12 protein-coding genes are annotated in these 10,470 nt (G+C 63.9%); 5 read left to right on the plus strand and 7 right to left on the minus strand.

The window, feature by feature from the left end:
• Nucleotides 1–495: 495 nt before the first annotated feature.
• The 4 genes from Y704_RS0111220 to Y704_RS0111240 all read left to right on the plus strand — a co-directional run bounded on the left by Y704_RS0111220 (nucleotide 496) and on the right by Y704_RS0111240 (nucleotide 2,939).
• Entirely contained in the window at nucleotides 496–759 is a 264-nt protein-coding gene (locus tag Y704_RS0111220; protein ID WP_026550194.1) for a type II toxin-antitoxin system Phd/YefM family antitoxin, read from the plus strand.
• A complete protein-coding gene (locus Y704_RS20665) occupies nucleotides 756–1,025 on the plus strand; it encodes a PIN domain-containing protein (protein ID WP_051476953.1) in 270 nt (89 codons plus the stop codon). The genes Y704_RS0111220 and Y704_RS20665 overlap by 4 nt, the downstream gene beginning before the upstream one ends.
• A gap of 176 nt (nucleotides 1,026–1,201) precedes the next feature.
• Nucleotides 1,202–1,741 (plus strand): hypothetical protein, encoded by a 540-nt coding sequence (locus Y704_RS20670; protein ID WP_253904304.1) that lies wholly within the window; start codon nucleotides 1,202–1,204, stop codon nucleotides 1,739–1,741.
• Between the two features lie 50 nt (nucleotides 1,742–1,791).
• Nucleotides 1,792–2,939 (plus strand): IS3 family transposase gene (locus Y704_RS0111240; RefSeq protein WP_155850346.1). Its coding sequence is split into 2 segments (ribosomal slippage): nucleotides 1,792–2,056 and nucleotides 2,056–2,939, totalling 1,149 coding nucleotides; the frame shifts between segments, so codons are not numbered across the junction.
• Here Y704_RS0111240 and Y704_RS25285 read toward each other — a convergent pair.
• Both Y704_RS25285 and Y704_RS20675 read right to left on the minus strand, forming a co-directional pair.
• Complete coding sequence (locus Y704_RS25285) at nucleotides 2,925–3,458, minus strand: dihydroxyacetone kinase subunit DhaK (RefSeq protein WP_275451065.1); 534 nt, start codon at nucleotides 3,456–3,458, stop codon at nucleotides 2,925–2,927. The genes Y704_RS0111240 and Y704_RS25285 overlap by 15 nt on opposite strands.
• Before the next feature lie 74 nt (nucleotides 3,459–3,532).
• Entirely contained in the window at nucleotides 3,533–4,255 is a 723-nt protein-coding gene (locus Y704_RS20675; RefSeq protein ID WP_051476954.1) for an EcsC family protein, read from the minus strand.
• Nucleotides 4,256–4,484: 229 nt separating this feature from the next.
• Between Y704_RS20675 and Y704_RS0111255 the strand changes: the two genes are divergently transcribed.
• The gene (locus Y704_RS0111255; protein ID WP_026550198.1) at nucleotides 4,485–5,795 is read left to right on the plus strand and encodes an ISL3 family transposase; all 1,311 of its coding nucleotides are present in this window, start codon (nucleotides 4,485–4,487) and stop codon (nucleotides 5,793–5,795) included.
• Nucleotides 5,796–5,962: 167 nt separating this feature from the next.
• Here Y704_RS0111255 and Y704_RS20680 read toward each other — a convergent pair whose 3' ends face one another.
• From Y704_RS20680 to Y704_RS0111280, 5 genes are all read right to left on the minus strand, one after another.
• Nucleotides 5,963–6,547, minus strand: coding sequence for a hypothetical protein (locus Y704_RS20680; protein ID WP_051476955.1), 585 nt, complete (start codon nucleotides 6,545–6,547; stop codon nucleotides 5,963–5,965).
• Nucleotides 6,548–6,811: 264 nt separating this feature from the next.
• Nucleotides 6,812–7,807, minus strand: coding sequence for a dihydroxyacetone kinase subunit DhaK (gene dhaK, locus Y704_RS0111265; RefSeq protein ID WP_026550199.1), 996 nt, complete (start codon nucleotides 7,805–7,807; stop codon nucleotides 6,812–6,814).
• 44 nt (nucleotides 7,808–7,851) lie between these two features.
• Nucleotides 7,852–8,484: a dihydroxyacetone kinase subunit DhaL gene (gene dhaL / locus Y704_RS0111270; RefSeq protein ID WP_026550200.1), complete on the minus strand. Its 633-nt coding sequence runs from the start codon at nucleotides 8,482–8,484 to the stop codon at nucleotides 7,852–7,854.
• Nucleotides 8,481–9,293 (minus strand): HAD-IA family hydrolase, encoded by an 813-nt coding sequence (locus Y704_RS20685; protein WP_051476956.1) that lies wholly within the window; start codon nucleotides 9,291–9,293, stop codon nucleotides 8,481–8,483. Before Y704_RS20685 ends, dhaL begins: the two co-directional genes overlap by 4 nt.
• Before the next feature lie 2 nt (nucleotides 9,294–9,295).
• On the minus strand, nucleotides 9,296–10,159 hold the full coding sequence (locus Y704_RS0111280; RefSeq protein ID WP_026550201.1) for a class II fructose-bisphosphate aldolase: 864 nt from the start codon (nucleotides 10,157–10,159) through the stop codon (nucleotides 9,296–9,298).
• Nucleotides 10,160–10,470 lie beyond the last annotated feature (311 nt).

A 10,470-nucleotide genomic window follows, 5' to 3' on the forward strand; every position in this document is an offset into this window, starting at 1 on the left:
CGAAAGGTGGCCAGCCCCGCCGTCGTGCACTTTCGAACCAGAACGTCCGGATCCATCAGCAGCGACCCGATCTCGTCGTCAGTACTCCCCCACATAGCTACGGCCCACACGCATGCCCTGCTCCACAAAGCGTTTGTGCGCTTGCCCGCACAGCTCGCTGATCGAGTCCCACCGAGTCCATTGACCATGAGGGCCCATGGTTGCCGTCCCTGTACAGCAAGTCGCAAACCGCCGGAGCCAAAAGCTACTCAACAATCTCGTTGGCGGGCATCATTCTCGCTCTGCGCCGCCCTAACTCGCCGTGGATTCCGACGCCCAACGTCGCGCCGATGGGATCGTGAAACCGTCAGCGCAGAGGATCACGGGCGTGAAACTGACGCACGCTAGACCTCGCCGGAGCACGGGCCCTGGCGGATGAAGGCGCGGAAGGAATCAGGCGACACCGAGCTCTCGGAGGTTGGAAGTGCACTTGCTACAGTTGCTATGAAGGCTTCTATGGCGACTATTCCGCACCGAGGACTGCGCAACCAGAGCAGCAAGATCCTTGAGCGCGTCAACGGTGAGACGATCAGCGTCGCCAACAACGGCGAGCTGGCAGCGACGCTCATTCCACCATCGTGTGCGCCCGTTGAGCAGCTACTCCGATCGGGCAGCATCCGCCCGGCCATCCCGGGAAAGGTCGACTTCCGGTTGCTGCCCCGCGTCAAGGTCGAGGAAAGCACTGCGGACATGCTCGCTGATCTCCGTGGCGATCGGTGATCGCCTACCTCGACACGTCGGCAGCACCCAAGCTTCTTGTCGAAGAGCGCGAATCCCTGGCCGTGACTCAATCCCTGTCTGGCACTCCAGACCTCGACATCGTGGCCTCCATGCTGCTCTATACCGAATTGCGCTGTGCCTCGAGGCGGCGTGCAGCAATCCTCGCATCGGCGGTGAACACAGTCCTGAGGGGCGTGATCTCGTTGATGCCACGCGGGCAGACTTCCTGGTCGCGGCGGGAACTATCGACCCCCGCCGTCGATTAACCCTTTCGTAGTCCCCTCCTCCGCGATAGAAGGAGCACTGCCACACCACGAAAGGGGCGCGTCATCGTCTGTAGGATCACTCTCGCGGGCCCTCGCGTCCCCACATCAGCCCTTGCCTCTCGCCCGACCGGGAAGGGTACCCGCGATATCACCCTGCGACATGAAGGCGTGCGCTGGTGATGATCGACGACGAGACGCATAGAGGCCGGCGCTCTTCGTTTCGGCCTCTCCTGGCCATTCTCGTGCTCGGGATGCTCGCGGCTGCACTGGTGCTCCTGGGGCCCGGCCTGCTCAGCGGCTTACGCACCGAGGGCGGCGCGCTGCTAGGGGCTCCGGAGTGCATGGTCGACACCTCGGAGGGACAGGTCGAGCTCGATCGTGCCGAGGCGAAGCTGGCCACGACGGCGGTGGCGCTCCGGGCTCGCGGAATGGAGGCCCCGGACACCTCCGGCATCGACGAAGCAGCACTGCAGGCGCTGGCTGACGGGCCGTCCGACGACGCCGGACCCGTTCTGAGCTGCCGGGGTTCAGCTACCAGTGACTTGACGGAAGAGCAGCTGACTGGCAGCGGCCTGACGCCCCGCGCCGAGCAGGTACGCGGGGCGATGACCGAGGTGTTCGGCGACCAGAGCCTCGGCGGATTCGCCCCGGGTGGAGTCGGTCAGGGGCACGGGGCTGACTCGACGTGGTTGGGTCCCCGGGTAGGAGTCCGGTGACTATGTGAGTTTCGCATCCGATAATGGATGCAGGAGGAAATTCACAGATTATGGCACGTAGACATACCCCGGATCAGGTCATCGCGAAAGTGCGCCAGGGCCAGAAAATGCTCAACGACGGACGACCCATGATCGAGGTCATCAAAGAGCTGCAGATCACTGAGGCGACGTGGTATCGGTGGCTGCAGCAGTACGGGTCCGAGAAGAACGCCACCCAGGCCAAGGCCGTCAAGGACCTCGAGAAGGAGAACGCGCGACTGAAGAAGCTGGTGGCCGAGAAGGAACTGGCCATCGACATTTTGAATGAGGTGGCGCGGGGAAAATTCTGAGCCCCGAACCACGTCGCCGCGCCGTTCGTATGGCGCAGGAGAAGTTCGGGGCGTCCGAGAGGTTCGCCTGCAAGGTGTTGGGGCAGAACCGGTCAGCGCTGCGCAAAGGCCGACCCGTGGTCAGCTTTGAAGAGGCACAGTTGCGCTCTGATCTGCGGGCTGTTGCCGGCAAGCATCCGGCGTGGGGCTGGCGCAAGGCGCGCTGGCACCTGCTCGAGCAACCGCAGTGGGACGGCGTGGCGCTGAACAAGAAGCGCGTGCGCCGGCTCTGGCGCCTCGAAGGACTCACGTGCAAGCCCAAGGCGCGCAAGAAGCGCCGCACCGGTCCCGGCGCCGGCGAGCAGAAGCGCCTGCGGGCCGAGTACCCGATGCACGTGGTCAGCTTCGACTTCCAATCCGACGTGACTTCCTGCGGTCGGCATATCCGGTTCTTCAACGTCATCGACGAATACACCCGCACCGCCCTGGCCATCATCCCGCGCCGGTCCTTCACCTCCAACGATGTGGTCGCAGTGCTGGAGGACATCATCGCCGAAACCGGCATCGTGCCAACCTATGTCCGATCGGACAATGGTCCGGAGTTCACCGCCGGCGCGCTGATCGACTGGTGTGCCACCGCCGGAGTCGATACCGCGTTCATCGACCCGGGCTCACCCTGGCAGAACGGATTCGCCGAATCATTCAACGCCCAATTCAGAAGGGAACAACTGACCGGAGAAATCATGGACACGCTGGCCGAGGCAAAATACTTGGCCGACGAATGGAAAGAGATCTATAATCATGAACGACCCCACGGATCCCTCGACGGACTGACTCCGTCCAGATACTGGGAACGCTGGAGTGCAGAGAACCAATTAGCTATCGCATAGCCACTGGACTGCTAACGGGGGCCCAACCAGACGCACTACGACGGGCGGGCCATTGATATCTTCTTCCGCCCCGTGACCGAGGAGAACCGGCGCGAGGGGTAAATACTGGCCCACTGGCTGGTTGCCCATGCCGCGGACCTGGACATCCAGTACGTCATCTTCGACGACCGGTTCTGGAGCGCGCACATAGCTCGAGGGCAGTGGCACGACTACGAGGCGCCGGCGCCTGCCAATGAGATCCTGCGTCACCTCGACCACGTGCACGTGGACGTGCTCGGCGGGGAAGCTCCCTGACCTTCTGCCCTCGATCACCTGCGACAGCTTCGAGCCGGAGACGGGCCCGTTCGAAAACAACCAGGTGGTGTACTTCCCCACATGGCTGCGGCCCACGTGAATGCCCTGCTCGGCGAGGCGTTTGTGGAACCGACCGCACAGCAGGTACAGGTCACTGATCGGGGTGCCACCGAGGCCGTTGACCATCAGGGCCACGCGGTTGCCGTCGCGATGGTCGAAGAGCAGATGCCTCGGTTACCGCTTGATGAGGGGCGAGCAGCCGCCCGACGGAGCGAACGCCGAGCAGGATAAGGTAGGCGTCAGTCGACGGGAAACATCGCTCGAGCAGTCCGGCCGATGACGCCAGTCATGGTCGCGTCCACCCCTCCTCCGATCACACCACCCACAAGTGGCACACCCTTCGCCAGGGTGATGACCGAACGTTTCGTTCCGTACTTGGCGAGAAGCGTGAACCCAACTTTCTTGTTGATCTCGCGAATCAGCACGATCGGAAGCTTCTTGATTGCGTTGATCACCACCTTTTCGCCAGCCTTGATACCAACTATTTTTGCAATTTGCTGGGCGTTCGAACCCACTGCTATGAGCGTGACCACTGTGCGCACATGCGGATCGGAGGGGTCGTACCCACGAAGGTACGCGATGGCGGCGGTGAGACGTGCATTGATCACGAGTGCGCCGGCCATATTTGCGGGAACGGTCACAGGCATAGCGATGAATCCACCGAGCCCCGTTACGAAACCATTGACACCGGCCGCTTCGACCGACTCGACGATCAGTTTCTTGATTACATTGTCGATATCCGTGTGCTCGTCTGGTCGAACTTTTCGTGTCGGTTCGCTATTAGGTTCGTAGTGTTCTCCCTGAACACGGGCCAGCCGATCCTCCGCCCACTTGATCGATCCCGTCAGTGGACCGACACCTGTGTCGATCACTTTGCCGACCAGCTTCTGGAGCTGCTCGGATGCCTTCTCGGCGGTACTCGTCGACGTGTCCTCGGGTTCCAGCACGGTCGCATCGACCATCGCAATTCCTCTCTTAGTACTTTCGTGAGCACACCGAAGGCGGATACGAGCCCCGCCTAACAGGTTGATCGGTAATAGTGAGACCAATGGCCCTTTGTGGACTTTAGCGGCTCTTCGTAAACGAGAGTGTGGGTGGGGTGTAGCCGGGGTGGGCGCGTCGGTGGCGGGATAGGGGTCGAGGCCTTCCGATGATGGAAGTTCTGACACTGCCCATCCGAAAGACCTCGACGTGCTCAACGCTACCTTTGTTCGCCCTGACCTGACCACGTTTTGCCGCCTCGACGAGCTCGGATTGGTGGCCATCGGCCAGCACCTCGGCGCCCATCAAGCGCTGATCGAGTGCCGTGTCGTTCAACCGGATCCGTGGTGCCGGTCCTGTGGCTCTGAAGACGTCGTACGAGACACCGTTCCGCGCAGGCTCGCCCATGAACCGTTCGGTCACCGGCCCACCACCTTACTGATACGGGTGCGCCGCTATTGGTGCAAGCACTGCGGACGCACCTGGCGCCAGGACACGTCGATGGCAGCCGATCGTCGGGCGAAGATCTCGCGCCGCGGGCTCCGGTGGGCACTGACCGGGATCGTGGTCGATCACCTGACCGTGTCCCGGATCGCGGCCGGCCTCGGGGTGTCTTGGCATACGGCGAACACTGCGGTTCTTGCCGAGGGCAGACGCCTGCTGATTGATGGCCCGGGCAGGTTCGACGGGGTCACCGCGATCGGGGTCGACGAGCACGTCTGGCGTCATACCCCTAAGGGCGACAAGTTCGTGACGGTCATCATTGACTTGACGCCGATCCGCGACAAGACAGGCCCCGCGAGGCTGTTGGACATGGTCGAGGGACGCTCGAAGGCCGTGTTCAAGGCCTGGCTTGCTGATCGGCCACAGGCCTGGCGGGACGGGGTGGAAGTGGTGGCGATGGATGGGTTCAGCGGGTTCAAGACCGCCACTGCGCAGGAGCTTCCCGACGCCATCCCCGTGATGGATCCGTTCCATGTGGTCCGTCTGGCTGGGGACGGGTTGGACCGGTGCCGCCAACGCATCCAGCAAGCCACGACCGGTCACCGAGGCAGGGGCGGAGATCGGCTCTACCTGGCCCGGCGGATCCTACACACCGGTGCGGACTTGCTCGCCGATAAGCAGTACGTCCGCCTCGCTGCGGTCTTCACAAGCGAGGAGCACCTCGAAGTCGAGGCGACCTGGGGTATCTATCAGCGGATTGTCGCCGCCTACCGGGAGTCCGACAGAAAGAAGGGCAAGGAGATGATGGAGGCGGTCATCGACGCGGTCACCAGCGGCGTCCCGACCGCCCTCGTCGAGGTCCGTCGGCTCGGCCGGACCCTGAAACAACGAGCTGTCGATGTGCTCGCGTTCTTCGATCGGCCAGGCACCAGCAACGGCCCCACCGAGGCAATTAATGGGCGGCTCGAGCACCTCCGCGGCTCAGCGTTGGGCTTCAGGAACCTCACCCACTACATCGCCCGATCACTGCTCGAATCCGGCGGCTTCCGACCCCTCCTACACTCTCAATTACGATGAGACACTTTAGCCGACCATGGAATTTACCCGGAGTAGGACGCACAAGGGCGCGCGGCTGACGACGAAAAGCTAACGGCCAGACCGGCCCTGCGCAATTGAGGGTGTAATCGGGGTTGCCGACTATTCGGGACTGAATGGACCAATGCCATCTACAGCGCCCACTAGAATCATCCTCCGCGCGTCAGTACCGACCCCACGTCAGCGACCCCATCCTCTGCAGGGAGTGCCTTATAGACAAAATCCCCTGACGATATCTGCCGCTTGATCTGCTCAAGCTCTTCTTTGAGCAGATCAACGGTGGCACGGTACTTCTCGAAATCCGCCGTTCGGCGCTTAGCCACGGCGTAACCGATACCGGCGGCGAGAATGACAAGTGGGAACGAAACCAGCAGGGCCCAGCCGGACACTACAAAGAAGTCCAGAGCTATGGGAAGTGCCTGCTTGAATGCCAGGAACTCGTTCACCCCACCCACCACTCCGTCCAGAGCGGAGTCCAGGGGGCCAAGATACTTCCCCACGAGGGGCGTCCCGGAAAACGACGGAGCACTCAGCGGCGGCTTCCCCCCTGCAGACCAGCGAGAGTCATCGAAATGGTTCAGGACGTAGATCCCGGCACCCGCGTTGAGTGCCGCGAAGAGCAGGACGGAACCAAGCGCAGTCCAATGGAGCCTGCGCGGACGCAAGACGCCGGCCACAAGCGCGAAGACGGCGACCGCAATCCAAGAAAAAATGCTGAGTTCGTCACGGCTCATGCCGCCCAATAGATCCAAGAAATTCCCCGCCCCTTACAGTCGGAATCAATACTTGTTCCGGTCCCGAGCGAGCGTATCCCAGTCACCGGGCATGCCGCGGCAATTACGCGAATTACGCGCGCCACTCGCTTCGCCCTGAACCTGCCAGCCGGAACGGGATCGCGCGCTACGAAATACAACTGCGGAACCCGGAATTGGACAATTGGGACAATATAAGGGGCCCGCTACCAAAAGGCAACGGGCCCGCTGTCGTGCATGAAACCCCTAGAACGTCCGGATAGGGATCTCCGCCGGGTCCATCAGCAGCGACTCGATCTCCTCGTCCAGCTTCACCAGGGTGATCGACGCGCCGGCCATGTCCAGCGACGTGCAGTACTCCCCCACATAGCTGCGGCCCACGGTGATGCCCTGCTCGGCGAGGCGCTTGTGCGCCTGCCCGTACAGCAAGTAAAGCTCGCTGATCGGGGTGCCGCCGAGGCCGTTGATCATCAGGGCCACACGGTCGCCGTCGCTGAACGGCAGGTCCTTCACCACGGGGCTGAGGATCTCCTCCACGATCTCGTTGGCCGGCATCATCTTCGCCCTGCGCCGCCCCGGCTCACCGTGGATGCCGACGCCCATCTCGATCTCGTCCGCCCCCAGCTCGAACAGCGGGCTGCCCTTCGCGGGCGGAGTGCACGCGGTGAGTGCGACGCCCATGGTCCGCGTCACCGAGTTCACCTTCTCGCCGATGCGGATCACCTCGTCGAGGTCTGCCCCACGCTCCGCTGCAGCCGCGACGGCCTTGATGACGAAGAAGTTGCCCGCCACCCCGCGCCGCCCGATGGTGTAGGTGGAGTCCTCCACGGAGACGTCGTCGTTGATGAACAGCGTCTTGACCTCAATGCCGTCGGCCGAGGACATCTCCTGGGCCATCTCGAACACCATCTTGTCGCCGGTGTAATTGTTGACCAGCAGCAGCACGCCCTTGGGTGAGGCCATGAGCTTGGTCGTCTCGTACACGTAGTCGAAGGGAGGGGCGGCGAAGACGTCGCCCGGGCACGCGGCGTCGAGCATGCCCTTGCCCACGATCATCACGTGCGCCGGCTCGTGCCCGGACCCGGAGCCCTGCACGATGGACACCTTGTTCTGGTCGGGGCCGTCGGCGCGCATGATCAGGTTGTACTCGGGCACGTACTTCAGGGTGTCCGGGTTCGCGAGCGCCAGGCCCTCGAGCATCTCCGGGACGAACTGCTGCGGATCATTGACGAACTTCTTCATGAGGGCTCCACGTCGTTGTGTTGGGATTCGGAAATGGGTAAAACTCAGGGCCAGTCGGCCACGATGCGCTCGACGATGATCGCCACGGCCACCGCACCGGCGTCCGGCGAACCGATACTGCGTTCCCCGCTGTAGCTGGCGCGGCCGCGCTTCGCCTCGAGCACTGATGTGCCGTCGGCGCACTCGCGGGTCTTGGCGGCGAAGGCTGCACGGCATTCCTCCGGCGAAGCACCGGCTGCGAGCTGCCGTTCGAGCTCGTCGGTGGCGGGGATCAGGGCGTCGAGCAGGGTCTTGTCGCCGAGGTCGGCGTTCCCGCGCGCCTTGATGCCGTCGGTTGCTGCTCGCAGCATGGTGACGACGGTGGTCCCGTCGATGGTGTCCACGGTCTTCGCGGCGGCCGAGGCCCGGAGGAACGCCGTGCCCCACAGGGGCCCCGACGTGCCGCCGATCCTGCTGGAGATTGCGAGCGCTATCTGCTGGAGGAAGGTGGCGACGTCGTCGCGCTTCAGGGAATCCCAGTCCGCCAGCACCTTCTCGAAGCCGCGGGCCAGGGAGTAGCCGAGGTCGCCGTCGCCCACTACGGCGTCGAGGTCCCCGAACTCCTTCTCCTTCTCGACGGCCGTGGATGCGAGGGAATGCACGACGAATTCGACGTCGGCGAGGTCGGTGGCGGTCATGGCGTCTCCGTATCGGTGATTGGTGCGGAGCCCGCATCGCCGGGTCCGGGGCGGGTCAGCAGATCCTGCAGCGTGGCGAGGGTGACGACGCCGCGGGGGCCAACGGCGTGGGGATCGGCGAGCACTTCCGCCTGCTCATCGTTCGGGTCGCCGAGGGAACTGACCACGAGGGATGCGCCCGTGAAGTCCTCCTCGCGGGTGAAACCGCTGACGGTCACCACCGTTCGAAGTCCGGCGGCGACGGCGGCGCGCAGCCCATTGCTGCTGTCCTCCACGACGATGGCGTCCTCCGGCGATACCCCGATCTCGGACAGTGCCAGCAGGTAGATGTCCGGCGCAGGCTTTTTGGCTGGCACCACGTCACCGGCGAACACGGAGAACTGCGCGGCGAGGCCGTCCCCGACGGCGTGCGTGAGGACGGCCCGGACGGCGGGTTCCGCGGAGGTCGACGCGACGGCGAGGGTCCAGCCGGCGTCGGAGGCTTCCCGCACGATCCGGGCGATACCCGGCCGGGCCGGCAACGCCGCGACCATCCCCTTGTAAACCTCGGTCTTGCGTTTGTGCCAGGAGAGGATCGCGGCGTCGATGGCGTCGTCGTCCTTCAGGCCCAGCTGCAGTGCGAGCGCCGGAGTGAGGATGCTGCGCATGCGCTCCTTGCCGCCACCGATCTTCACCTTCACGGCGTAGTCCTCCACGCTCCACTGCACGGGAACATCGAAGTCGGCGAAGGTCTGGTTGAACGCGGGCAGATGGCCGTACTGTTCGGTGTCGGCGAGCACGCCGTCGCAGTCGAAAATGAGTGCGGGCATGCTCAGCGGCCACCCTTGCCGGCGCTGCCGAACTGCGTGCAGAGATCCGTCACCATCGCGAGGATGTCACCGCGCGTGTGCTTGAACAGCGACGGCGGATCCCACTTGTTGTTCTGCTCCGCCTGCTTGAGGAACGCCAGGCTGGACTGCATGTAGGTTTCCTTGAGCGCGGTGGAAATGTTGACCTTCGCGCAGCCTCGGGCAATGAGGTCCGCGAACTGCTCGTTGCTCAGGCCGCTGCCGCCATGCAGGGCGATGGGCAGTTTCCGTGCCTCCACAATCTGGGTGACGCGTTCGACGTCGAGCACGGGCGCTGCCTTGTAGCTGCCATGGGCGTTGCCGATGGACGGGGCAAAGACGTCGATGCCGGTCGCGTCGATGAACGCGAGCGCCGTCTCGAGGCTCTGCTGCTTGGACACCTCGTCGGACCCGTGGTCGTCCTCGACGCCGGTGATCGCCTCGATCTCGCCCTCCACCTGGGCGCCGCAGCTGCGGGCCTCGGCGACGACGTCGATGGTCTGGCGCTGGTTCTCCTCGACGGGCAGGTTGGAGGCGTCGAACAGCACCGAGTTCCAGCCGGCCTTCAGGCATTCGGTGACCATGGCGCGGTCTGGGCAGTGGTCCAGGTGCAGCGTGACGGGCACCTCGATGCCGCGCGTCATGGACTGCCACATATCGAACAGCACGCGGGAGCCGATGCTGCGCACGGTCTTCACCGACGTCTGCAGGATCACCGGCGAGTTCGCCTCGACGGCTCCGGCGAGCACGGCCTCCATGGTCAGGTCGTTGAAGATGTTGATCGCGGGCACTCCGTAGCGCGCCTGGAATGCCGGATCAACAATGTCCTTCAGGGGTACAACACCCACAACAAATCCTCCTGGCTAGGCTCCTCCCCACGGTAGGCGGGCGGCGCGCGGGCCGGTATGGGGGTTACCCCTCCCCTTGGCGTGGGGGTAATCACCACCTCGCCAGCAGCCGACGTCGGTGGTTGAGTGGGGCGCGGCTGTTCTGCCACCATTCCACTCCCCACTTCAACGACGAAGGACATTCCATGCCCCAGGGATCAGTACTCGAAACCATCACCGCCGAGGAAGCGCGCCGCGTCATCGACGCTGCCGCCGCAAAGGCCACCGAGATCGGCCAGCCGATGGACATCGCCGTAGTCGATGCCGGCGGG

It is taken from the genome of Arthrobacter sp. Br18 (genome assembly GCF_000520555.1).
Lineage (GTDB): Bacteria > Actinomycetota > Actinomycetes > Actinomycetales > Micrococcaceae > Arthrobacter_D.

Excerpts from the sequence above, each read along its gene's own strand:
- Y704_RS0111220 (WP_026550194.1), top strand. The coding sequence starts at position 496 with ATGGCGACTATTCCGCACCGAGGACTGCGCAACCAGAGCAGCAAGATC.
- Y704_RS20675 (WP_051476954.1), bottom strand. The coding sequence starts at position 4,255 with ATGGTCGATGCGACCGTGCTGGAACCCGAGGACACGTCGACGAGTACC.
- Y704_RS20680 (WP_051476955.1), bottom strand. The coding sequence starts at position 6,547 with ATGAGCCGTGACGAACTCAGCATTTTTTCTTGGATTGCGGTCGCCGTC.
- dhaK (WP_026550199.1), bottom strand. The coding sequence starts at position 7,807 with ATGAAGAAGTTCGTCAATGATCCGCAGCAGTTCGTCCCGGAGATGCTC.
- dhaL (WP_026550200.1), bottom strand. The coding sequence starts at position 8,484 with ATGACCGCCACCGACCTCGCCGACGTCGAATTCGTCGTGCATTCCCTC.
- Y704_RS20685 (WP_051476956.1), bottom strand. The coding sequence starts at position 9,293 with ATGCCCGCACTCATTTTCGACTGCGACGGCGTGCTCGCCGACACCGAA.